Raw genomic sequence first — 25,305 nt, 5'->3', positions numbered from 1 at the left:
CGACGGACGCGTCATGAAGGGCATCATCCTCGCCGGCGGCAGCGGGACCCGGCTCCAGCCCCTGACCCTCGTCAGCTCCAAACAACTGGCGCCCGTCTACGACAAGCCGATGATCTACTACCCGCTGTCGATCCTGATGTTCACCGGGATCCGGGACGTCCTCATCATCACCCGCCCGGGGGAGCTGGCGGCCTTCCGCCGGCTGCTGGGCGACGGCGAAGCGCTCGGGATGTCGATCTCGTACGCGGTGCAGGACGAGCCCCGGGGCATCGCTGACGCCTTCCTCGTCGGCGCCGAGCACATCGGCGGCGAACCCTGCGCCCTGGTGCTGGGCGACAACCTGTTCCACGGCGCGGACCTGCCGTCGCTGCTGCGCCGCAGCGTGCAACGGCTGGACGGCTGCGTGCTCTTCGGCCACCAGGTCGCCGACCCCGAGCGGTACGGCGTGGCCGAGATCGACCAGGAGGGGCGCCTGGTGTCGATCGAGGAGAAGCCGGAGAAGCCCAAGTCGAACCTGGCGGTGCCGGGGCTGTACTTCTTCGACGAGCAGGTGGTGGACGTCGCCCGCGGGGTCCGGCCTTCGGACCGGGGCGAGCTGGAGGTCACCGACGTGCTCCGGACCTACCTGGAGCAGGGCCGGGCCCGGCTGGTGTGGCTGGGCCGCGGGGTGACGTGGCTGGACACCGGCACGCACGAGACGCTCCTTGAGGCGGGCGAGTTCGTCCGTCACGTCCAGCGCCACCAGGGCATGCGGATCGCCTGCCTGGAGGAGATCGCCCTGATCATGGGGTTCATCGGCGTCGAGGAGTGCTACGAGCTGGGGGCGGCGCTCGGCCACTCCCCCTACGGCCGCTACGTGATGGACCGGGCCCGCGCCTACCTGCCGGAGCGGGCGCTGGCGAAGATGCTGGAGGAAGCGTGAACCTTCTGGTGACCGGCGCGGCCGGCTTCATCGGCTCGACGTACGTGCGGATGCTGCTGGCGAGCGAGCTGCCGGGCATCGGGGTGACGCGCGTGACGGTCCTGGACAAGCTCACGTACGCCGGCTCGCGGCAGAACCTGGACCTGACGGATCCGCGGCTGCGGTTCGTCGAGGGCGACGTGTGCGACGCGGAGTTGGTGAACGCCTTGATGGCGGGGATCGGGCAGGTGGTGCACTTCGCGGCCGAGTCGCACGTGGACCGGTCGATCGCCGACCCCGGGGCGTTCGTGCGCACCAACGCGCTGGGCACCCAGACCCTGCTGGACGCGGCGCTGCGGCACGGCGTGGAGCGGTTCGTGCACGTGTCGACGGACGAGGTCTACGGGTCCGTGGTCAGCGGCGCGTCCACGGAGGAGGACCCGCTCGACCCGAACTCCCCCTACGCGGCTTCGAAGGCGTCGTCCGACCTGATCGCGCTGGCGTACTTCCGTACGCACGGGCTGGACGTGCGGGTGACGCGGTGCAGCAACAACTACGGGCCGCGGCAGTTCCCGGAGAAGGTCGTTCCGCTGTTCGTCACCCGGCTGCTGGACGGCGGCCGGGTGCCGCTGTACGGCGACGGGTTGAACGTGCGTGACTGGCTGCACGTGACGGACCACTGCCGGGCCGTGGAGCTGGTGCGGACCGGGGGGCGGGCCGGCGAGGTGTACAACGTGGACGGCGGCGTCGAGCTGACCAACCGCGACTTGACGGAACGGCTGCTGGCGGCGTGTGGAAGGGAGTGGGACAGCGTGGACTTCGTGACCGACCGCAAGGGGCACGACCGGCGGTACGCGATCGACGGCGGCAAGCTGCGCCGCGAACTCGGCTACCGGCCGGTCGTCGACTTCGACGACGGCCTGGCCTCGACGGTCGACTGGTACCGGGCCAACCGGACCTGGTGGGAGTCGCGGCAGGTGGCCGCGTGAGCGCCGCACCGCAGGGCGCGCCGGTCTTCGGGGCGCCGGTCCGCTTCGGGGTGCTGGGCTGCGCCGACATCGCCTGGCGGCGGATGCTGCCCGTGCTCACCGCCGCGCCCGACGTCGAGGTGGTGGCGGTCGCCAGCCGGGAGCGGGCCAGGGCCCGGCGCTTCACGGACCGCTTCGGCGGTCGTCCGATCGAGGGGTACGAGGCGCTGCTCGCGGCGCGGGACGTGGACGCTGTGTACGTGCCGCTGCCGGCGATGCTGCACGCCGAATGGGTGGAGCGGGCGCTGCGGGCGGGCAAGCACGTGCTGGCGGAGAAGCCGCTGACGGGCAGTGCGGCCGAGACGGCGCGCCTGGTGGAGTCGGCGTCCGCCCGGGGGTTGGCGCTGGTGGAGAACGTGGCGTTTCCGCACCACGCGCTGCACGCGGACGTGAGGGACCGGCTGGCGCGCGGGGCGATCGGGCGGTTGCGGGGCTTCGGCGCGACGTTCACGATCCCGGTGCTGCCGGCGTCCAACGTCCGGCACCTGCCGAAGGTGGGCGGCGGGGCGCTGCTGGACATCGGGATCTATCCGGTGCGGGCGGCGCTGGAGTTCTGCGGCCCCGACCTTGAGGTGGTGGGCGCGGTGCTGCGCGAGCACGGGCGGACGGGCGCGGTCGTCGCGGGCCGGGTGCTGTTGGCCTCCGCGCAGGGCGTGACGGCGGACCTGTTCTTCGGGATGGAGCACTCCTACCGGAATGCGTACGAGTTCGCCGGGAGCGAGGGGCGGCTGACGGTCGACCGGGTGTTCACCCCGCCGCCGTCGTACCGGCCGGTGGTGTGCGTGGAGCGGCAGGACCACCGGGAGGAGTTCACGGTGGCGGCGGTTGACCAGTTCGCGGCCGTCGTCGCGCTGTTCGTGGCGGCGGTGCGCTCGGGCGGTGACGCGCAGGGCCTGGCGGCGGCGAGCGTACGGCAGGCGGAGCTGGTGGCCGCGATCGAGGAGGCGGCGGTGCGGGTCACGGTGTGACGGGCACCGCCTCCTGCAACGATCCGGGCCCGTGGCCGCCGCGCGGTCACGGGCTTCCCGCTGCCATGGCGTTGAGGCAGGTGAGCAGGGTCCGGGCCTGGACGCTGACGTGGTGTCCGTAGCGGGCGAGGTCGCAGAGTTGCGCGTGGGACAGCCACTGGAAGCCGGGGGGTGCTTGCCGCGGGGCCTGGCCCTCGTCGGCGTCGACGACCAGGTAGCGGCTGACGGAGTCGAGGAACCGGCCGCCTTCCTCCGAGTGTCGGACGTCGTAGCGCACCCGACCCGGGTCCGGGTCGAGCACCAGGTCGAGGAAGGGCGGTCGCTGCGCGGGCGGCAGGTGGGCGTGGTTGCCGGGGGTGCACTGCACGGTGGGGCCGACCTCGGCGGTGTCGAGGAGGCCCCCTTCGGGGCGGGCGGCGGCCAGCACGTGGGGCACTCCGTCGAAGGTGCGGGTGAGGAAGGCGACGACGCCCTCGCCGCACGGCGCGAACAGGGGTTGCGTCCACTGGGCCACTTCGCGGTTGCCGGCCTGCACGGCCACGGCGACGACGGCGAAGTACCGTCCGTCGGCGCGGTGCACGGCGCGGTCGCCGTGGATCCAGCCGGGCACGGTGGCCAGCGGGGTGCGGTCGGCGCGCACGGTGTGCCGGGCGCGTTCCCTGGCGAGCCAGGACAGGACGGCGGTGTCGGGGTGCAGGGCGTGCGTGCGGCGCGGGCCCGGCAGCCCGGCCAGCACGGACCTGGCGTCCATGTTGACCACGTTGTCCTGGTGCAGCAGCGCGGCGAGTTGGCCGAGGGTCAGCCAGCGGAAGTCGTCGTGCGGCGGCACGTCGTCCGCCACTTCGACGATCATGTTGCGGTTGCGCTTGTGCAGGAACCAGGAGCCGTGTTCGGACTGGAGCACGTCGGACAGCACCCGGCCCCGGCCGGGTTCGACGAAGTACTCCAGGTGGCGCACGGCCGCGCCGCGGTGGACCTTGGAGTAGTTGGAACGGGTGGCCTGCACGGTCGGCGAGAGCTGGAGCAGGTTGGGGTTGCCCGGCTCCATCTTGGCCTGCATCAGGAAGTGCAGCACCCCGTCGATCTCCTTGGCGAGGATGCCGAGGATGCCGACCTCGGGCTGCACCAGGACCGGCTGGTGCCACTGCGTCCAGGGGTCGTCGTCGGTCTGCCGGCGCACGTGCAGCCCTTCGACGGTGAAGAACCGGCCGCTGCGGTGCACCAGGTTCCCGGTGTCCTCGGCGAAGGACCAGGCGTCGAGTTCGCGGAAGGGGACGCGGTCGACGGCGAAGCGGGTGGCCGCGCGGCGTTCGTCGAGCCAGCCGTGGACGTCGTCGACGCCGCCCGGACCGCTGCCGCGGCGGGGCCGGGCCGCTGCCGAGCGGGCGATGCGGGTCGCCAGGTCCGCGTCCTCGCGGGGCCTGAGCGGGGGTCCGGCGGTGGTCCGGGCGGTGGCGGTCACCGGTGGGCCCCGACGAACTCGGTGACGGTGGCCACCACGTAGTCGATCATCTCGTCGCTGAGGCCGGGGTAGACGCCGATCCAGAAGGTCTGCTCGGTGATGACGTCGCTGTTGGCGAGGGAGCCGACGACCCGGTGGGCACGGCCTTGGTAGGCGGGGTGGCGGGTGAGGTTCCCGGCGAACAGCCGGCGGGTGCCGATCTTCCGGGACTCCAGGAAGTTCATCAACTCCGCCCGTCCGTATGGCCCTTCGGGGTCGACGGTGATGGCGAACCCGAACCAACTGGGGTCGCTGCGCGGGGTGGGCTCGGGGAGGATCAGCCCGGGCAGCCCGTCCAGGCCCTCGCGCAGCCGGCGCCAGTTGCGCCGCCGCACCGCGCAGAACTCGTCGAGCTTGGCGAGTTGGCTGAGGCCGAGGGCGGCCTGCAGGTCAGTGCCCTTCAGGTTGTATCCGACGTGGGAGAAGATGTACTTGTGGTCGTAGCCGGCGGGCAGGGTGCCCATCTGGTAGCCGAACCGCTTGCGGCAGGTGTCGTTCTCGCCCGGTTCGCACCAGCAGTCGCGCCCCCAGTCCCGCAGGGACTCCACGATCCGGGCGAGCACCAGGTTCGAGGTGAGCACGCAGCCGCCCTCCCCCATGGTCAGGTGGTGCGCCGGGTAGAAGCTGACGGTGGCGAGGTCGCCGAAGGTGCCGGTGAGCCGTCCGTCGTAGGTGGAGCCGACGGCGTCGCAGTTGTCCTCGATGAGCATCAGGCCGCGCTCGTCGCAGAGTTGTGCGACCTCCGCGGCCTGGAAGGGGTTGCCGAGGGTGTGCGCCATGATGACGGCCCTGGTGCGCGGTCCGACGGCGGCTGCGATGCGCTCCGCGGTGGCGTTGTAGGTGCGCAGGTCCACGTCGACGAAGACGGGGGTCAGCCCGTTCTGCAGGATCGGGTTGACGGTGGTGGGGAAGCCCGCGGCGACGGTGACGACCTCGTCCCCCGGCTTCAGCCGCTGCTCGCCGAGCAGGTGGGAGGTGAGCGCCGAGACGGCCAGCAGGTTCGCCGACGAGCCCGAGTTGGTGAGGTGGGCCTTGCGGAGCTTGAGGGTGCGGGCGAAGGTCCGCTCGAACTCGCGCGAGGAGCGGCCCGCGGCGATCCGCATGTCCAGGGCGGCTTCGACGAGCGCGGCGCGGTCGTCCTCGTCGAGGACGGCGCCGGAGGGCCAGATCTCGGTGACGCCGGGCACGAAGCCGCTCCGTGCGGCCTGGGTGTCCTGGTGGTGCTTGCGGACCTCGTCGAGGATCCGCGCGACCCGTTCCGTCATGTCCTTCCTTCCCTGTGCGGGTGGGGCTGTCGGGTGGGGCGCGGCCGGTTCGGGGTGGCTCCGGCGGCGGTGAGGAAGTCGGCGAGCGACTCCTCCAGGGAGCGGCGCGGCGTCCAGCGGAGGAGCCGACGGGCGCGGGCGACGTCCAGGCACAGCCAGGGCGCGTCCGAGCGGGTCCCCCGTGCGGCCGCTTCCTCCACGACGCGCAGGGGCCGGCCGCCGAGCGCGATCAGGAGGTCGACGAGCTCGCGCACGGGCACGGCCCGTCCGCTGCCGACGTTGATCACCCGGCCGGTGGCGGGTCCGCCCGCGGGGGCGCTGGCGGCGGCCACCGCGGCGGCGGCGACGTCCCGGACGTCGACCGGGTCGCGGTGGGCGTGCAGCGGGGCGAGGCGGATTTCGGCGCGGCCCGCGGCGAGGTGCGCGGCGACGGTTCCGGGGAGGCTGCTCGGGGGCGCGCCGGGCCCGCAGGCCATGGAGATCCGCAGCACGACGGCGTCGATGTCCCCTTCGGTAGCGGCCCGCAGCACGGCCTGCGTGCCGGCGAGTTTGGTGCGGCCGTAGGGCGTGTTCGGGGCGGCCGGGTGGTCTTCGTCGGTGACGGCACCCGGCGCGGCAGGCCCGTACTCGTAGGCGCTGCCGAGGTGCACGAGCCGCGGTCGCCCGGGCAGTTCGGTCAGGGTCCGTACGAGCCGTTCCACCAGGTGGGTGTTGGCGTCGGCCATCTCCTGTTCGGTGCCGCCCCACACGGCGCCGGCCGCGTTCACCACCGTGTCCGCCCCCGCACACAGCCGGGCCAGCGAAGCGGTGTCGGCGCAGAGCAGGTCCAGCGGGACGCGGCGGGCGGTATCGGGGGCGGGTCCGCCGCTGCGGTCGGGGGCGGGCCCCGGGCGGCGGGAGACGGCGACGACGTCGGCGCCCGCGGTGGCGAAGGCCGCGCACGCGTGCCGGCCGAGGAATCCGGTGCCGCCGAGCACGACGACGGTGCCCGTCGCCATCGCTACTGGCCGCCGCCGTTCTTGTAGAGGGCCTGCCAGAAGTAGCTCCAGGGGATGCCGCGGGCCTCGGCGACGCACTCCCAGCCGTCGCCCGGGGTGTACGCGGCGACGTACTCCGGCACGACCGCGGCCACGGCCTCGCTGTCGAAGATGTCGATGACCTTCCGCAGCGGGCCGGTCCGCAGCGCCATCTGCACGGCTTCGCTGCCCTTGAAGTGACCGTCGAGGGTCTTGTCGAGGAACTTGCCGACCGGGTTCTTCACGTAGAAGGCGCGGCACTTCTCGGCGATGAGGTCGAGGTACTCGCGGACGGTGGCGGGGGTCATCTCGGTGAAGGAGTGGATGTTGACGCAGAGGTCGTACGGGGGTGCCTGTTCGACGACGTCGATGTCGTCGACCGCCACGAAGCGCACCTTGGCGAACTGTCCTTCGTCCAGCACTTCGCTCAGGTAGGCGCGGCTGAGCTGCATGGTGTTCGGCAGGTCGACGATGCAGTACTCGGCGAGGTCGTGGTTGGACAGCAGGGCGTGGCAGGTGCGGCCGTAGCCGGCACCGATCTCCATGACGCGGGCGCCGTCGAGCGTGAGCTGCCGTTCGATGAAGCCGAGTTCCAGTACGGCCTGGAGGTAGTCCAGGCAGATGGACTCGCCGTGCAGTCGCACCGAGAGGGGGTTGCCGAACTCCCGGTTGCGGATCCGGCGCAGCCGGGCCCAGTCCTCCTCGTCGAGCCGTTCGGCGAAGTCGTACACCAGGGTCTTGAGGTAGCGGACGCCGTTGGCCTCCGGGTTCCACAGCGCGATGTTGTAGTTGCGGCTGTCGGACTTGAAGTCGGTGAGGTCCGCGGCCACGTCCTCGGTGACCCAGTGTTCGGTGATCCGTTCCCACTGCGGGCTCGCCTGAAGGTTGCGCACCATGTCGTCTGTCTCCTCCGAACGTTCGCGTGGGATCCACTCGCGCCCGTCACCCTCGCCGAACCCACTAAAGGTGGCCTAAGAGGAAGGGGACGCCCCGCCTCGGTCCCCGGGGCGGGTCCGGCGGGGTCGCCGCGCGCCATCAGGGCCGGGTTAGCCGCTCTTTAGCCGCCGACCGGACAGTGAGCCCTCTGGACCGTCAGCGGGCGATCATGGAGTCGGACGTGAACTTTCGGGAATCGGGCCACGAGCGAGCCGGACAGGCACACCGCACGTCCTGGCGGAAGAGGCGCACCCCCCTGGCCGTCGTCGGTGCCGCGCTCGCGCTGGTGGTGACCGGCACGGCGCTGGCCGCGGCCGGGGAGAACGAGGGCGGCGCGGCCGGGACGAAGGCGGCGTCGGGGACGGCCGCGGCCTCCCCGGGGCGCCACAAGCCGGGCCCGGCACCACTGCCGGCCCCGCCGCAGATGGCCGAGCTGAGCTTCCTCCTGGGGTCGTTCATCTGCACGTACACCCCGCCGGGCGGCAAGGAGAAGGTCATCCGGATGGCCACCAAGCGGTCCTTGAACGGTCATTACTACGACGCCCTGGCCACGATCCCCGACGACAACCTCCGCAGCCGCCAGGTCTTCGGCTGGAACCCGGGCAGCGGTGAGTACGTCCTCCAGTTCCACGACGACTGGGGCAGCGTGGGCACCGCCGCGTCCCCGCCGAAGCGGGACGGGGCGTACGTCTTCAAGGGCACCTACTCCCTGGTGGAGAAGCCCAGCGCCGACGGCCGGGCCAAGGCCCACGAGGCGCAGGTCGTCGACGTCATCACGCCGGGTCCCAACGGGAGTTACACCGACGTCCAGACGCTGACGTTCCCCGCCAGCAACTTCACCTTCCAGCTCAGCTACGCCTGCAAGCGGGAGAAGGCCGGCCATGGCGAGTGAGGAAGCGAAGCTCCTCGACTACCTCAAGCGCGTCACCGCCGACCTCCGCTCCACGCAGCGCCGGTTGCAGGACGTCGAGGCGGCCGCCCGGGAACCGATCGCCGTCGTCGGGATGGCGTGCCGCTTCCCCGGCGGCGTGACCTCGCCCGACGAGCTGTGGGAGCTGGTCGCGAACGGCCGGGACGGCGTCCGCGGCTTCCCCACCGACCGCAACTGGGACCTGGCGGCCCTGTACGACCCGGACCCGGACCACCCGGGCACCAGCTACACCGACCAGGGCGGGTTCCTGGACGACGTCGCCGGGTTCGACGCGGCGTTCTTCGGCATCAGCCCGCGCGAGGCGCTCGGCATGGCGCCGCAGCAGCGGCTCGCGCTGGAGGCGTCGTGGGAGGCCGTCGAACACGCCGGCATCGACCCGCGGACGCTGCGCGGCACCCGCACCGCGACCTTCATCGGCTGCGACCACCTGGACTACTACGCCGACCCGTCACAGGTGCCCGACGGCTCCGCCGGGTACTTCACGGTCGGCAACACCGCGAGCGTGGTGTCCGGTCGGATCGCCTATCTGCTGGGGCTGGAGGGGGCCGCCGTCACGGTCGACACGGCCTGCTCGTCCGCCCTGGTCGCGCTGCACCTGGCCTGTCAGTCGCTGCGCCGCGCGGAGTCGTCGATGGCGCTGGCGGGCGGCGTCGCCGTCATCTCGTCGTCGGGTCCGTTCGTCGGCTTCGCCGACCTCGGGGCGCTGGCGCCGGACGGCCGGTCCAAGGCGTTCTCGGCCGACGCCAACGGCATGACGATGTCGGAAGGCGTCGGTGTCCTGCTGTTGGAGCGGCTGTCGGACGCGCGGCGCAACGGGCACCGGGTGCTCGGTGTCATCCGCGGCTCCGCGATCAACCAGGACGGCACCAGCAACGGGCTGACCGCCCCGAACGGGCCCGCGCAACAGCGGGTGATCGCCGAGGCGCTGGCGGACGCCCGGCTGACGACGGCCGACGTGGACGCCGTCGAGGCCCACGGCACCGGCACCCCGCTCGGCGACCCGATCGAGGCGCAGGCGCTGTTGGCCACGTACGGTCAGGGCCGGCCGGCGGGGAAGCCGCTGCTGCTCGGCTCGGTGAAGTCGAACATCGGGCACGCGCAGATGGCTGCGGGGGCGGCCGGGGTCATCAAGATGGTGCTGGCGATGCAGCACGGGGTGCTGCCCGAGTCGCTGCACATCGCCGAGCCCAACAGCGAGGTGGACTGGGGCTCCGGCGCCATCGACCTGCTGACGGAGCAGGTGCCCTGGCCGCGCGGGGACCGCCCGCGGCGGGCGGGGGTGTCGTCGTTCGGCATCTCCGGCACCAACGCGCACGTCGTACTCGAAGAGGCACCGGAGCCGCCGGCCGAAGCCGAAGCCGATGCCGATGCCAGCACGGCAGTCGACGAGGGCGGTGGGGACGCCGTCGTGCCTTGGGTGCTGTCCGGGCGCACTGCGGATGCGTTGCGTGACCAGGCGCGGCGACTGGCGGCGCACGTTACGTCGGAAGCCGGGGCGGAATTCGGTGCGCGCGAGGTGGGGTGGGCGCTGGCGGGCACGCGGTCGGTGTTCGAGCACCGGGCCGTGGTGGTGGGGGCTGACCGTTATGCGCTGTCGGCGGGGCTTGAGGAGTTGGCTGCGGGGCGTTCCCACCCGTCCGTGGTGACGGGTTCGGGGCCTGCGGGGCGTGTGGGTCGGACGGTGTTTTTGTTTAGTGGGCAGGGTGCGCAGCGGGTGGGGATGGGGGTGGGGTTGTATGCCCGGTTCCCGGTGTTTGCGGCGGTGTTTGATGAGGTGTGTGCTGAGTTGGATGGGCATTTGGAGCATTCGGTGCGGGGGGTGGTGTTCGAGGGTGAGCCGGCAGGCTTGTTGGATCACACCACGTACGCGCAGGCGGGCTTGTTTGCTCTGCATGTTGCGTTGGTGCGGTTGTTGGAGTCGGTGGGGGTTCGGCCTGATGCGGTGGTGGGGCATTCGATCGGTGAGGTTGCGGCTGCTCATGTGGCGGGGGTGTTTGATCTGCGGGATGCGTGTCGGTTGGTTGCGGCTCGTGCTTCGTTGATGGGTGCCCTGCCCCAGGGCGGTTCGATGACGGCGATCGAGGCCGGTGCGGATGAGCTCGCCGACGATCTCGCTGCGTACGACGGTGTCAGCATCGCTGCTCTGAACACGCCCACGAGCACTGTCATCTCCGGCCCCACGGACCAGGTCGCTGCGATCGCCTCGGTGTGGGCTGGTAGGGGTCGGAAGACGAAGGCGCTCACGGTGAGCCATGCCTTCCACTCGGCGCTCATGGAACCGATGCTGGAGGAGTTCGAGGAAGCAATCGCGTCCCTCACCTTCCATGAACCGTCGCTGCCGTTGATCAGCAACCTCTCCGGGGAGCCGGCCGGGCCGGAGATCGCCACCCCCGCCTACTGGGCCCGGCACATCCGTCAACCCGTCCACTTCGCCCCCGCGGTGAACCACCTCGCCCCCGACACCGGCGTCTTCCTCGAACTCGGCCCCGACCCCGTCCTCGCCACCGCCACCCAACACACGCTCCAGCACCTGCGGATCGCCGACGCCCGCGACGACGGTGTGGAGCCCTTGGCCGCCGCGGTGTTGACCCGGAAGCGGCCCGACGTCAGCGGGCTCGTGCAGGCACTGGCCCGGATCCACACCTTTGGTGTGGACGTCGACTGGGCGGCCTTCATCGACCGGGGTGAGGGGCGGCCACGCGCGGTTCCGCTGCCGACGTACGCCTTCCAGCACCAGCGGTTCTGGTTGGCGCCGCCCGCGCGGCACGGCGGCGGTACGGACGAGGGCGCCGACGAGTCCGCCCTGTGGCAGGCCGTCGAAGACGGCGACGTCGAGGCGCTGACCGCCACCCTGCGTCTGAGCGAGGGGGGTTCGGAGGTCGACGTCCTACGGCCCGCTCTGCCGATCTTGTCCGCCTGGCGCCGCCAGCGCCGCGAACGGGCCCTTCAGGACTCCTGGCGCTACGAGATCTCCTGGTCAGCGCTCTCCCCCGCGGCCGCGACCACGACCGCGCCCAGTGGGACCTGGCTGGTCGTCGTGCCCACCGGCCACGAGTCGGATCCGGCAGCACGGGCGGCGCTCCAGGCCCTTCAGGAGCACGGCGTCGCCGTCCGCGTCGAGACCGTCGACCCCACGGAGGTCGACCGTGCGGCCCTCGCCGACCTGTGTGCAGCGGCGGATGGGGACGCACCCACCGGGGTGCTCAGCCTGCTCGCCCTCGACGACCGCTCCCTCTCGGCCCATCCCTCGGTGCCGGCGGGGTTGATGGGTACGGTGCTGCTGCTCCAGGCGTTGAGCGACGCGGGCATCGCCGCGCCCCTGTGGTGCGTGACCCAAGGCGCCGTCGCCACCACCCCCACCGAACCACTCCCCCACCCCGCACAAGCCCAGACATGGGGACTCGGCCGAGTCGCCGCCCTCGAACACCCCCAACACTGGGGCGGACTCATCGACCTCCCCCACACCATCGACGACCGAACACCAACCCGCATCGCCGCACTACTGACACCCGACCAACCCGAAGACCAAATCGCCATACGCGCCTCAGGAGTGCTGGTACGCCGACTACGCCCAGCACGACCCGCCGCGACCGTCGCGCCCGCCGATGCGTGGCGGCCCGAGGGCACCACGCTGATCACGGGCGGAACCGGTGGCATCGGCATGCACCTGGCGCGGTGGCTGGCGGACGCCGGTGCACCGCACCTGCTCCTCGCCAGCCGCAGCGGCCCCGACGCACCCGGCACCACCGAACTCGTCAACGACCTCACCCAACGCGGCACCAAAATCACCATCACCTCCTGCGACACCGCCGACCACACCCAACTCAAAGACCTCATCACCAACATCCCCACCGAACACCCCCTCACCGCCGTCTTCCACACCGCAGGCACCGCCGACGTGGGGCCGGTCACCGGGTTGGACGCCGCAGCGCTCGACCACCAACTGCGGTCGAAGGCCCTGGGCGCGGCACATCTGCACGAGTTGACGCGCGAACTGGACCTGAGCGCCTTCGTGCTGTTCTCCTCGAACGCCGCGACGTGGGGCAGCGGCCAGCAGGGCGCGTACGCGGCGGGCAACGCCTACCTCGACGCGCTCGCCGAACACCGCCGCGGACTCGGCCTACCCGCCACCAGCATCGCCTGGGGCCCCTGGGGCGAGATCGGCATGGCCGCCGACGCGAACACCCTCGCGTACCTCAGGAAGCGCGGGCTGGCGCCGCTCCCCACGGCCCCGGCGACGGCCTGTCTGCACCGGGCGCTCAGCGACGGGGCGACGACGCTGACCGTGGCCGACGTGGACTGGCGGAAGTTCCCCCTCGGGTTCACCGCGCAACGTCCCAGTCCGCTGCTGGGCGAACTCGCCGGTACGGGGGTAAGCGAGTCGGACGCCGGCAGCGAAGGACCGGGGACGGGCCCGCTCCAGCGCGAGCTGGCGGACGGCTCGCCCGCCGAGCAGCTCCAGGTGCTGCTGCGGCACGTCCAGGGCCAGGCCGCGGACGTGTTGGGCCATCCGGACCCGGCTGCGATCCTGCCGGGCCGCCCCTTCCAGGAACTGGGCTTCGACTCGCTGACCGCGGTCGAACTCCGCAATCGCCTCACGGCGCTCACCGGGCGGAACCTCCCGCCCGCCGTCGTCTTCGACCATCCGACGCCGAAGGCCCTCGCCGCGCACCTGCGGGCCGAACTCGGCGGCCGGAGCGCCGCGGCCGCGGTGCGCGCACCGGTCGGCGCCAGCGACGAGCCGATCGCGATCGTCGCGATGGCCTGCCGCTTCCCCGGCGGCGTGCGCTCCCCCGAGGACCTGTGGGACCTGGTGGCGCAGGGCCGGGACGCCATCGCCGGGATGCCCACCGACCGCGGGTGGGACCTGGACGGCTTCTATCACCCGGACCCCGGGCACCAGGGCACCAGTTACGTACGGGAAGGCGGCTTCCTGTACGACGCCGCGGGCTTCGACGCGGGCTTCTTCGGCATCTCGCCGCGGGAGGCCCTCGCCATGGACCCGCAGCAGCGCCTGCTGCTGGAGACCGCCTGGGAGGTCTTCGAGCACGCGGGGTTGGACCGTGCCGCGCTGAGCGGCAGCAGCACCGGCGTGTTCACCGGCGGTACGTACCAGGGGTACGGCTCGGGCGGGAGCGCCGGCGCACCGGACGTGGAGGGCTACTTGCTCGCCGGGGCGACGCCGAGCGTCATGTCCGGCCGGCTCGCGTACGTCTTCGGGCTCGAAGGCCCCGCGGTGACGGTGGACACGGCGTGCTCGTCGTCGCTGGTGGCGATGCACCTGGCGGCGCAGGCGCTGCGAGCGGGCGAGTGCTCCATGGCGCTCGCCGGCGGTGCGGCGGTGATGGCGACGCCCGCCACGTTCGTGGAGTTCTCCCGACAGCGCGGGCTGGCGGCCGACGGCCGCTGCAAGCCCTTCGCCGCGGCGGCCGACGGCACCGGCTGGAGCGAGGGCGCAGGGCTGCTGCTGTTGGAGAAGCTGTCGGACGCGCGGCGGAACGGTCATCCGGTGCTGGCGGTGCTGCGCGGCTCGGCCGTGAACCAGGACGGCACCAGCAACGGGCTGACCGCGCCCAACGGGCCCGCGCAGCAGCGGGTCATAGCCCAAGCACTGGCGAACGCCCGGCTCGCCCCCGGCGACGTCGACGCGGTCGAGGGCCACGGTACGGGTACGGCGTTGGGCGACCCGATCGAGGCGCACGCCTTGCTGGCGACGTACGGGCAGGGTCGGTCGGTTGAGCGTCCGTTGTTGTTGGGTTCGGTGAAGTCGAACATCGGGCACACGCAGGCTGCGGCGGGGGTCGCTGGCGTCATCAAGATGGTGATGGCGATGCGGCACGGGGTGCTGCCGGCGTCGCTGCACATTGACGAGCCGTCGCCGCACGTGGACTGGTCGGCGGGCGCGGTCGCGCTGCTGCGGGAGCAGACGGCATGGCCACAGGACGGACGTGTGCGCCGGGCCGGTGTGTCGTCCTTCGGCATCTCCGGCACCAACGCACACGTGATCATCGAACAGGCCACCGCCGATGTGGCGGCCGTGACCGCTGACGCGGACGGCGCGGACGACCCGGAAGTCACCGTGCCGTGGGTCCTTTCCGCCCGCGGGGACGCAGCGCTACGCGGCCAGGCAGCGGCGCTCGCCGCGCACGTATCGACGCATGAGCCACTGCGTGCGGGGGACGTCGGCTGGTCGTTGGTGACGGGTCGGTCGGTGTTCGAGCGTCGTGCGGTGGTGGTGGGTGAAGACGCCGACGAGTTGGTGGCGGGGTTGCGGGCGTTGGCGGCGGGTGAGGCGCATCCGGGTGTGGTGACCGCGGCCAGTGCTGTTGCAGGACAGACGGTGTTTATGTTCAGCGGTCAGGGTGCGCAGCGGGTGGGGATGGGGGTGGGGTTGTATGCCCGGTTCCCGGTGTTCGCGGCGGCGTTCGATGAGGTGTGTGCCGAGTTGGACGGGCACTTGGAGCATTCGGTGCGGGGGGTGGTGTTCAAGGGTGAGCCAGCAGGGTTGCTGGACCACACCACCTACGCGCAGGCGGGCTTGTTTGCTCTGCATGTTGCGTTGGTGCGGTTGTTGGAGTCGGTGGGGGTGCGGCCTGATGCGGTGGTGGGGCATTCGATTGGTGAGGTTGCTGCTGCTCATGTGGCGGGGGTGTTTGATCTGCGGGATGCGTGCCAGTTGGTTGCGGCTCGTGCCACGTTGATGGGTGCCCTGCCTCAGGGCGGTTCGATGACGGCGATCGAGGCCGGTGCGGATGAGCTCGCCGACGATCTCGCTGCGTACGACGGTGTCAGCATCGCTGCTCTGAACACACCGACGAGCACTGTCATCTCCGGCCCCACGGACCAGGTCGCTGCGATCGCCTCGGTGTGGGCTGGTAGGGGTCGGAAGACGAAGGCGCTCACGGTGAGCCATGCCTTCCACTCGGCGCTCATGGAACCGATGCTGGAGGAGTTCGAGGAGGCGATCGCGTCCCTGGCTTTCCATGAGCCGTCGTTGCCGTTGATCAGCAACCTCTCCGGGGAGCCGGCCGGGCCGGAGATCGCCACCCCCGCCTACTGGGCCCGGCACATCCGTCAACCCGTCCACTTCGCCCCGGCGGTGAGCCACCTCGCCCCCGACACCGGCGTCTTTCTGGAGTTGGGCCCGGATCCGGTCCTCGCTACCGCGACGCAGCGCACCCTGGACGGTGACCTGAACCCCGTCGTGGCATCCGTTCTGCATCACAAGCGAGCGGACGCCGACGCCCTCGCCCACGCCCTGGCCCAGCTCCACACCCACGGCGTCGGCGTCGACTGGCACGCCTGGTTCACCACCCACGACACCACACCCCACACCATCGACCTCCCCACCTACGCCTTCCAACACCAGCGCTACTGGCTCGCCGCCACCTCCCCGGAGGCGGCTTCGGTGGCGTCCCAGGGGCTGGACGACTCGCCGTTCTGGGACGCGGTGGAGCAAGGGGACGTAGAGGCCCTGACGCGTACCCTCGGCTCGCCCGCTGACCAGTTGCCGGGGCTGGACGAGTTGCTGCCCACGCTGTCGGCCTGGCGGCGGCAGCGTCGTCAGCGGGCCTCGCTCGACGCCTGGCGCTACCGGGTCGGTTGGCAGCACCTCCCGGAGGTGGCCGCACCCGCGCTCAGCGGGACCTGGCTGGTCGTCGTACCCGCAGGTCACGAATCGGAGCCGGCCGTCGAATCCGTGTCGGCCGCGCTCGCCGCGCACGGGGCGACGGCCGTCGTACAGTCCGTCGACACGATCGACCTGCGGCTTGAAGAGTTGACGCAGGTGGTCGTGGAGACGACCGGCGGTGAGACGCCGGCGGGCGTATTGAGCCTGCTGGCGCTGGCGGAGTCGGCCCACCCCGACCACCGGGCCGTCCCGGCGGGGTTGATGGGTACGGTGCTGCTGCTCCAGGCGCTGAGCGACGCGGGCATCGCCGCGCCCCTGTGGTGCGTGACCCAAGGCGCCGTCGCCACCACCCCCACCGAACCACTCCCCCACCCCGCACAAGCCCAGACATGGGGACTCGGCCGAGTCGCCGCCCTCGAACACCCCCAACGCTGGGGCGGACTCATCGACCTCCCCCACACCATCGACGACCGAACACCAACCCGCATCGCCGCACTACTGACGCCCGACCAACCCGAAGACCAAATCGCCATACGCGCCTCGGGTGCGCTGGGGCGGCGGCTGCGCCGCGCGGGTTCGCCGGACACGTCCGCCGACGGCTGGCGGCCGGCGGGCACCACTCTGATCACCGGTGGGACGGGGAGCATCGGCGCCCACGTGGCGCGGTGGCTGGCGGACGCCGGTGCACCGCACCTGCTCCTCGCCAGCCGCAGCGGCCCCGACGCACCCGGCACCACCGAACTCGTCAACGACCTCACCCAACGCGGCACCAAAATCACCATCACCTCCTGCGACACCGCCGACCACACCCAACTCAAAGACCTCATCACCAACATCCCCACCGAACACCCCCTCACCGCCGTCTTCCACACCGCAGGCACCGCGGGCATCGGCGGCCTGGCGGAGATGGACGTGTACGGCTTGGGCGAGGTGTTGGCCGCCAAGACGTTGGGGGCGGCACATCTCCATGAGTTGACGCGCGAGCTGGACCTGAGCGCCTTCGTGCTGTTCTCTTCGGGGGCGGCGACGTGGGGCAGCGGCCAGCAGGGCGCGTACGCGGCGGGCAACGCCTTCCTCGACGCGCTCGCCGAACACCGCCGCGGACTCGGCCTACCCGCCACCAGCGTCGCCTGGGGCCCCTGGGGCGAGGTCGGCATGGCCGCCGACGACGCCGCCGTGGCGTACTTCGGTCATCTGGGGCTTGCTCCGTTGGAGCCGGGTCGGGCGATCGCCTCGCTCCAGGGCGCACTGGACGCCAGGGACGCGACGCTCACCGTGGCGGACGTCGACTGGGAGCGGTTCCCCTCGGCCTTCACCACCCAGCGGCCCAGTGCACTGTTGGTCGACCTCGCCCGGCCGGCCCGCGGCGCGCTCGACGAGCAGGAGGCGGCCGCCCCCGGGACCAACGGCGGGGACGGCCCCCTGCGGCGGCAGTTGGCCGACGCGTCGCCGGCGCAGCAGCACCACACCGTGCTGCGGCTGGTGCAGTCGCAGGCGGCGGCCGTGCTCGGACACTCCGGCGCGGACGCGGTGCCCTCGGGGCAGCCGTTCCAGGAACTGGGGTTCGACTCGCTGACGGCGGTCGAGTTGCGCAATCGGCTCAGCGAGGCCAGCGGGTTGAGGCTGGATGCGACGCTGGTCTTCGACCATCCGACGCCGGAGGCGGTCGCGGTCCACATCCGGGACGCACTCCTGGGCGACGGCACGGCTGCCGCGGGTGCGCCGGTGCGGGCGGCTGCGCCGGGGCAGCACGACGAGCCGATCGCGATCGTGGGCATGGCCTGCCGCTATCCGGGGGGTGCGAGCGGTCCGCGGGAGCTCTGGGATCTGGTGGTCTCCGGTGGTGACGCGATCACCCCGATGCCCACGGACCGCAACTGGGACCTGGACGTCGTCTATCACCCCGACCCCGACCATCCGGGCACGACGTACGTCCGGGAGGGCGGCTTCGTCCACGACGCACCGCACTTCGACGCGGAGTTCTTCGGGATCTCGCCGCGGGAGGCGCTGGCGATGGACCCGCAGCAGCGGCTGCTGCTGGAGTGCGCGTGGGAGGCGTTCGAGAGCGCCGGGCTGACCCGGGACGCCCTGCGGGGCAGCAGCACGGGCGTGTTCACCGGAGTCACGTCGCAGGACTACCTGTCGCTGATCAACATCACGCCCAGCGACGTGGAGGGCTACGTCGCCACCGGCAACATCGGCAGCGTGGTCTCGGGCCGGGTGGCGTACGCCTTCGGACTTGAGGGCCCGGCGGTCACGGTGGACACCGCGTGCTCGTCCTCGCTGGTGGCGACGCATTTGGCGACGCAGGCGCTGCGCCAGGGCGAGTGCTCCATGGCGCTCGCCGGCGGGGTGACGGTGATGGCGACGCCGGGGGCCTTCGTGGAGTTCTCCCGGCAGCGCGGGATGTCGCAGGACGCGCGCTGCAAGGCGTTCGCCGCGGACGCGGACGGTCTCACGTGGGGCGAGGGCTCGGGCCTGCTGCTGTTGGAACGGCTGTCGGACGCCGAGGCCAACGGGCACCAGGTGCTGGCGGTGATCCGTGGTTCGGCGATCAACCAGGACGGTGCGAGCAACGGCCTGACCGCGCCGAACGGCCCGTCTCAGGAGCGCGTCATCCGGCAGGCGCTGGCCAACGCCCGGCTGTCGGCGTCCGAGGTGGACGTGGTGGAGGCGCACGGGACCGGTACGGCCCTGGGCGACCCGATCGAGGCGCAGGCCCTGTTGGCGACGTACGGGCGGGAGCGGGCCGACGGTCGGCCGTTGCTGCTGGGCTCGGTGAAGTCGAACATCGGGCACACCCAGGCCGCGGCGGGCGTCGCGGGCGTCATCAAGATGGTGGAGGCGCTGCGGCACGGGGTGCTGCCGGCGTCGCTGCACATCGACGAGCCCACCCCGCACGTGGACTGGTCGTCCGGTGGGGTGCGGCTCCTGACCGCGGCCGAGGAGTGGCCGCGCGGGGAGCGCCCGCGGCGGGCCGGGGTGTCGGCGTTCGGCATCAGCGGGACGAACGCACATCTGCTGCTGGAGGAGGCGCCAGGAAAGCCGGTCGGCGGCGAGCCCGGCGACGGTGCAGGGGTGCCGCCGTTGGGTGCGGTCGCGTGGCCGTTGACGGGGCGGAGCGCTGAGGCGCTGCGGGGTCAGGCCGCGGCGCTCGCCGCGCACTTGGCGGCGTCCTCCGGGCCGTCGTCCCGTACGGCTCCTTCCGTGCCGTCTCCGCTGGACGTGGGCCGGTCACTGGACGTGGGCTGGTCGCTGGCGAGCACCCGGTCGGCGTTCGAGCACCGCGCGGTGGTCGTCGGCGACGATCTGGATGCGCTCGTGGCGGGGGTCGCGGCGCTGGCCGACGGTGTGCCGCACCCCGATGTGGTGACCCCCGGCGGGCCGGCGGTGGCTACGGACGTCGGGGCGGTGCTGGTGTTCCCGGGGCAGGGTTCGCAGTGGGTCGGCATGGGCGCCGAGTTGCTGGACTCGCTGCCGGTGTTCGCGGAGCGGATCGCCGAGTGCGAGTGGGCGTTGGGCCCGTACGTGGACTGGTCCCTCACCGAGGTGCTGCGCGGCGACGGGTCCGAGTTGGCCCGGGTGGACGTGGTCCAGCCGGTGCTGTGGGCCGTCATGGTGTCGCTCGCCGCCGTGTGGGCCGACCACGGCGTCACGCCCGCGGCCGTCGTCGGCCACAGCCAGGGGGAGATCGCCGCGGCCTGCGTGGCCGGCGCGCTGTCCTTGGAGGACGGTGCGCGGATCGTCGCGCTGCGCAGCAAGGCGCTTCGGCGACTGGCCGGCGGCGGGGCGATGGCATCGGTGGCCGCCGATCGGGAGCGGGTGGCGGAGCTGCTGGCCGAGGTGGGTCCGCAGGTCGGTGTGGCGGCGGTCAACGGGCCCTCGTCGACGGTGGTCTCGGGGCCGCCGGAGCAGGTCGCGGCGGTCGTCGCACGGGCGGCGGAGGAAGGGTTGCGGGCTCGGCTCATCGACGTGGACTACGCGTCGCACGGCCCGCAGGTCGACCTGATCACGGACGAGTTGACGTCGGCGCTGTCGGGTGTGCTGCCCGTGGACGGCGAGGTGCCGTTCTACTCGACGGTCACGGCGGGGCTGTTGGACACTGCCGCGTTGGACACCGAGTACTGGGTGCGCAATCTGCGCGAGCCGGTGCGGTTCGCGGATGCGGTGCAGGCCCTGCTGGAGACCGGGCACCGGGTGTTCATCGAGGTCAGCAGCCATCCGGTGTTGACGCTGGGGATGCAGGAGGGCTTCGAGCGGGCCGGTGTCGCCGCGGTCGCGGTGCCGACGCTGCACCGGGACCGCGGCGACCGGGGCCAGGTGCTGAGGTCCCTGGCGCTCGCCTTCGCGGCCGGCGCAGGGGTCGACTGGGCGTCGCTGTTCCCCGTCGAGCCGGCGCCGCGGACGGTGCCGTTGCCGACGTACTCGTTCCGGCACCGGCGCTACTGGGTGGCGCCCCCCACGGCGGCCGAGCCCGTGCCGGGCGCAGCCGATCCGGCGGAGGCCCGGCTGTGGCACGCCATCGAGGAGCGGGACGTCGACGCGCTCGTCAGGACGCTGCGGCTGGACGGCGACGCGGCGGCCCTGGAGAGCCTGCGGCCCGCCCTGCCGATCCTGTCGGACTGGCGGCGCGGTCACCGCGAGCGGTCGGTGCTGGACTCCTGGCGCTACCGGGCGGAGTGGGCGTCGGTGGCAGCCACCACTGCGCGGCCCCTGCCCGGACGGTGGCTGCTGCTGACCCCGGCCGGTGCGGAGGACCATCCGGCCGCGGCGGCAGCCGAAGAAGCGCTGACGCGGCACGCCGGCGCCGTGGCCGTCCGTGCGCTGGGGCCTGCGGACGCGGGCCGGGCGGAGCTGACGACGCTGCTGATGGAGTCGGACACCGAGGAGCCCTTGGCGGGGGTCGTCAGCCTGATGGGTCTCGATCAGTCGCCGCACGCCGACCATCCGTCGGTGTCGACGGGCCTCGCGGCCACCACGGCGCTGGTCCAGGCGCTCGGGGACGCCCACGTCGAAGTGCCGGTGTGGAGCCTGACGCAAGGCGCGGTCGCCGTCTTCCCCGCGGATCCGCTGCCCCGGCCCGTCCAGGCGCAGGTGTGGGGGCTCGGCCGGGTGGCGGCGCTGGAGGAGCCGCAGCGCTGGGGCGGTCTGGTCGACCTGCCCGAAGCGCCGGGCGATGACCTGCCCGACCGGCTCGCGGCGCTCTTCGCGCCCGGCCAACCGGAGGACCAGGTCGCCCTGCGGGACTCCGGGACGTACGCCCGACGGCTGCGCCGTGCGCCGGCCGAGCCCGCCGGGCCCGACGCCGCCGTGAACGGTTCGCGCGTCAACGGGTCAGGGGCCAACGGCTCCAGGGCCAACGGGTCCGCGGCCAACGGCTCGGCAGGCCGTGCTGATGCTCCGTACGACGCGGGCGCGGGCTGGCGGCCCACGGGTACCACCCTCGTCACGGGCGGCACCGGCAGCATCGGCGGCCACGTCGCCCGCTGGCTGGCGGACCGGGGCGCACCGCACCTGCTGCTGGTCAGCCGGGGCGGCCCCGACGCTCCAGGTGCCGCGGAACTCACCACTGACCTGGAGGCGCGGGGCGCCCGGGTGACCGTCGCCGCGTGCGACGTCGCCGAGCGGGCCGCGCTGCGCGCCCTGCTCGGCGGCGTACCGGCACAACACCCGCTGACCGCCGTGTTCCACGCGTCCGGCGTCCCGGAGAACATGCCGTTCGGCGGTCTCGAACTGCCGCACGTCGAGACTGTCCTACGGCCCAAGGCACACGCGGCCCGGCTGCTGCACGAGCTGACGCGCGACCTGGACCTGACCGCCTTCGTCCTGTTCTCCTCCGGTGCTGCGGCCTGGGGCAGCGGCCTCCAGGGCTCGTACGCGGCGGCGAACACCTATCTCGACGCGCTCGCCGAACACCGCCGCGGCCTCGGCCTGCCAGCCACCAGCGTCGCCTGGGGGCCCTGGGGCGAGGCCGGGATGGCGTCGGACGCGTCGGCCGTCGCCTACTTCGGGCGCCGCGGTCTCGCGCCGCTCGATCCCGGCCCGGCGCTGAAGTCCCTTGCGCTGGCACTCGACCACGGCGACACCACGCTGGCCGTCGCGGACGTCGCGTGGGACAAGTTCGCCGCCGCGCTCACCACCCGCAGGCCCAGCCCCCTGCTGTCGGACCTGGCCCCGCCGCAGTCGGGCGGAGCGGACGACGGACGGGACGGCACGGCCGACGACGGCGCGCCGCTGCTGCGCCAACTCGACGCCGGGACCCCGGAGCAGCGGCGGACGCTGCTGCTGCGTCACGTGCAAGCGCAGGTGGCCGCGGTGCTCGGCCACCCCGATCCGGACGCCGTGCCGCCCGACCAGCCGTTCAAGGAGCTCGGCTTCGACTCGTTGACCGCGGTCGAGTTGCGCAACCGCCTCAATGCGTCGACGGGGCTGACGCTGCCGCCGACCCTCGTGTTCGACCATCCGTCGCCCGGCGCATTGGCCGAGGTGCTGCGGGAGCACTTGGGCACGGACGCGCAGGACGCGTCCGAGGGCGGCGTCCTGTCCGGTCTGGAGCGGTGGGACGCGTCGGTCGAGCCCGCCGCGCTGGACCGGGCCGCACGGCGCCGGGTCACCCGGCGGCTGGAGCTGCTGTTGGCGAAGTGGAACGGGGCCGGTGCCGCGCCGGAGCGCTCCGCCGCGCACCGCGACCTCGCCGGCGCGACGGCGGAAGACATCTTCGACCTCATCTCCGAGGAGTTCGGAAAGTCGTGAACCAGGTGAACCAGGCGAACCGGGTGGATCAGGTAAACCAGGCCGACCGGGTGTCCCCGAAGCGGCGCGTCAGCCGGAGGAGCGTGGGTTTCCGTGCCGAATGAGGAACAGCTCCTCGACCATCTGAAGTGGGTCACCGCCGAGCTGCGCCAGACCCGTCAGCGGCTGCGGGAGGTGGAGTCCGCGGAGCCGGAGCCCGTCGCGATCGTCGGCATGGCCTGCCGCTATCCCGGCGGCGTGCGGTCCCCGGAGGACCTGTGGCGGCTGGTGGCCGACGGCGGCGACGCGATCGGCGGCTTCCCGTCGGACCGGGGCTGGGACGCCGCGGACCTGTACGACCCCGACCCCGACAAGCACGGCAAGACGTACGTCGTCGAGGGCGGGTTCTGCGAGGACGCGGTGCAGTTCGACGCGGCCTTCTTCGACATCAGCCCGCGCGAGGCGCTCGCGATGGACCCGCAGCAGCGGCTGCTGCTGGAGTGCGCCTGGGAGGCGTTCGAACGGGCCGGGCTGCCGCGGGAGGCCCTGCGCCGCAGCGAGACGGGGGTGTTCACCGGGGTCAGCTCCCACGACTACCTGTCCGTCATCGGCGATCTGACGAGCGAGGTGGAGGGGTACGTCGGGACCGGCAACCTCGGCAGCGTGATCTCCGGCCGCGTCGCCTACGCGCTGGGGCTCGAAGGCCCCGCGGTCACGGTCGACACGGCGTGCTCGTCGTCGCTCACCGCCATCCACCTGGCCTGCCAATCGCTGCGGCAGGACGAGTGCACGCTCGCGCTGGCCGGCGGGGTGTCCGTGATGGCCACCGCGGGCGGCTTCATCGAGTTCTCCCGGCAGCGGGGCATGGCCGCCGACGGCCGGTGCAAGCCCTTCGCGGCCGCGGCCGACGGCACCGGCTGGTCCGAGGGCGTCGGACTGGTCGTCCTGGAGAGGCTGTCGGACGCGCGGCGCCACGGGCATCGGGTGTTGGGGGTGGTTCGTGGTTCGGCGATCAACCAGGACGGTGCGAGCAACGGCCTGACCGCGCCGAACGGCCCGGCGCAGGAACGCGTCATCCGGCAGGCGCTGGCCAACGCCCGGCTGTCGGCGTCCGAGGTGGACGTCGTCGAGGGCCACGGCACGGGCACGACGCTGGGTGACCCGATCGAGGCCCGCGCGGTGTTGGCGACGTACGGCCAGGACCGGCCGGCGGACCGGCCGCTGTGGCTCGGCTCGGTGAAGTCCAACCTCGGACACACCCAGGCCGCGGCGGGCGTCGCCGGCGTCATCAAGATGGTGATGGCGATGCGGCACGGGGTGCTGCCCGCGTCCCTGCACATCGACGCCCCGTCGCCACACGTCGACTGGGACTCGGGCGCAGTACGCCTGCTGGACCAGGCACGGGAATGGGCGCGGTCGGGCGATCGGCCGCGGCGCGCGGGTGTCTCGGCCTTCGGGATTTCGGGGACGAATGCGCATGTGATTGTGGAGGAGGTTTTGGGGGCGGTTGTTGTGGAGGGGGGTTCTGGGGTTGGGGTTGGGGTTGGTGTGGCTGGTTTGGGTGGTGTGGTGCCGTGGGTGGTGTCGGGGCGGAGTGGGGATGCGTTGCGGGGGCAGGCGGCGGCGTTGGTTGACCATGTGGCGGAGGTGTCGGTGGGGGTGGGTGGTGGGGTGTCGGTGGGTGGGGTGGGCTGGTCGCTGGTGTCTGAGCGGTCGGTGTTCGAGCATCGGGCCGTTGTCATCGGCTCGGACGTGGATGAACTCGTGGCTGGTGTGCGGGCGTTGGCGGCCGGTGTGCCGGACGATCGGGTGGTGTGCCCCGGCCTGCCCGCCATGACGACCAGCACCGGGCCGGTGTTGGTGTTCCCCGGACAAGGCTCGCAGTGGGTCGGCATGGGCGTCGAACTCCTCGACACCTCAACCGTCTTCGCCGAACACATCGCCGCCTGCGAGTCGGCGTTGAAGCCGCATGTGGACTGGTCGTTGACCGGTGTGTTGCGCGGTGACGGTGCGGAACTGGCCCGGGTGGATGTGGTGCAGCCCGTGCTGTGGGCGGTGATGGTGTCCCTCGCCGCCGTGTGGGCGGAGCACGGCGTGAAACCGGCCGCCGTCATCGGGCACTCCCAGGGCGAGATCGCCGCAGCCTGCGTCGCGGGAGCACTCACGTTGGAGGACGGTGCACGGATCGTCGCCCTCCGCAGCCGGGCACTCCGCGCCCTGTCCGGAGGCGGCGCGATGGCGTCCCTGGGTCTGAGCGCGGCGGAGGCGGAAGGCTTCTTCCCCACCGGTGGTTGTGTGGTGATCGCGGCGGTGAACGGGCCGTCGTCCACCGTCATCTCTGGCCCACCACAAGCCGTCGCAGACACCGTCACGGCGGTCGAGGGCGCTGGGCATCGG

10 protein-coding genes are annotated in these 25,305 nt (G+C 72.5%); 6 read left to right on the top strand and 4 right to left on the bottom strand.

Going from position 1 to position 25,305, the window contains the following annotated elements:
* Window positions 1-13 precede the first annotated feature (13 nt).
* Genes rfbA through ACH4E8_RS33230 form a run of 3 tightly spaced genes read left to right on the top strand, consistent with a single transcriptional unit; the run spans window position 14 to window position 2,897 of the window.
* The gene (gene rfbA, locus ACH4E8_RS33240; protein WP_398455289.1) at window positions 14-922 is read left to right on the top strand and encodes a glucose-1-phosphate thymidylyltransferase RfbA; all 909 of its coding nucleotides are present in this window, start codon (window positions 14-16) and stop codon (window positions 920-922) included.
* The gene (rfbB, locus tag ACH4E8_RS33235) at window positions 919-1,890 is read left to right on the top strand and encodes a dTDP-glucose 4,6-dehydratase (protein ID WP_398455288.1); all 972 of its coding nucleotides are present in this window, start codon (window positions 919-921) and stop codon (window positions 1,888-1,890) included. The genes rfbA and rfbB overlap by 4 nt, the downstream gene beginning before the upstream one ends.
* Window positions 1,887-2,897 (top strand): Gfo/Idh/MocA family protein, encoded by a 1,011-nt coding sequence (locus ACH4E8_RS33230; RefSeq protein WP_398455286.1) that lies wholly within the window; start codon window positions 1,887-1,889, stop codon window positions 2,895-2,897. The genes rfbB and ACH4E8_RS33230 overlap by 4 nt, the downstream gene beginning before the upstream one ends.
* A 46-nt stretch (window positions 2,898-2,943) precedes the next feature.
* Here the strand turns inward: ACH4E8_RS33230 and ACH4E8_RS33225 are convergent, their stop codons facing one another.
* From ACH4E8_RS33225 to ACH4E8_RS33210, 4 genes are read right to left on the bottom strand one after another with little or no spacing between them, the layout of a single operon-like run.
* Window positions 2,944-4,359: an NDP-hexose 2,3-dehydratase family protein gene (locus ACH4E8_RS33225; RefSeq protein ID WP_398455285.1), complete on the bottom strand. Its 1,416-nt coding sequence runs from the start codon at window positions 4,357-4,359 to the stop codon at window positions 2,944-2,946.
* Window positions 4,356-5,663: a lipopolysaccharide biosynthesis protein RfbH gene (rfbH, locus tag ACH4E8_RS33220; RefSeq protein ID WP_398455283.1), complete on the bottom strand. Its 1,308-nt coding sequence runs from the start codon at window positions 5,661-5,663 to the stop codon at window positions 4,356-4,358. Before rfbH ends, ACH4E8_RS33225 begins: the two co-directional genes overlap by 4 nt.
* Complete coding sequence (locus tag ACH4E8_RS33215; RefSeq protein ID WP_398455281.1) at window positions 5,660-6,661, bottom strand: NAD-dependent epimerase/dehydratase family protein; 1,002 nt, start codon at window positions 6,659-6,661, stop codon at window positions 5,660-5,662. The genes rfbH and ACH4E8_RS33215 overlap by 4 nt, the downstream gene beginning before the upstream one ends.
* 2 nt (window positions 6,662-6,663) lie before the next feature.
* Complete coding sequence (locus ACH4E8_RS33210; protein ID WP_398455280.1) at window positions 6,664-7,575, bottom strand: putative sugar O-methyltransferase; 912 nt, start codon at window positions 7,573-7,575, stop codon at window positions 6,664-6,666.
* Window positions 7,576-7,796: 221 nt separating this feature from the next.
* Between ACH4E8_RS33210 and ACH4E8_RS33205 the strand changes: the two genes are divergently transcribed.
* The 3 genes from ACH4E8_RS33205 to ACH4E8_RS33195 all read left to right on the top strand — a co-directional run.
* Complete coding sequence (locus ACH4E8_RS33205; RefSeq protein WP_398455279.1) at window positions 7,797-8,507, top strand: hypothetical protein; 711 nt, start codon at window positions 7,797-7,799, stop codon at window positions 8,505-8,507.
* Complete coding sequence (locus tag ACH4E8_RS33200; RefSeq protein WP_398455278.1) at window positions 8,497-22,929, top strand: type I polyketide synthase; 14,433 nt, start codon at window positions 8,497-8,499, stop codon at window positions 22,927-22,929. The genes ACH4E8_RS33205 and ACH4E8_RS33200 overlap by 11 nt, the downstream gene beginning before the upstream one ends.
* A 93-nt stretch (window positions 22,930-23,022) precedes the next feature.
* Window positions 23,023-25,305, top strand: a 2,283-nt coding sequence (locus tag ACH4E8_RS33195) for a type I polyketide synthase (RefSeq protein WP_398455276.1), incomplete at its 3' end; no start/stop codon positions are given.

The organism is Streptomyces sp. NPDC017979 (assembly GCF_044328175.1).
Taxonomy (GTDB): domain Bacteria; phylum Actinomycetota; class Actinomycetes; order Streptomycetales; family Streptomycetaceae; genus Streptomyces.
The sequence above is the reverse complement of the archived record's forward strand: the minus strand, read 5'-3'. Positions and strand labels throughout refer to the sequence as shown.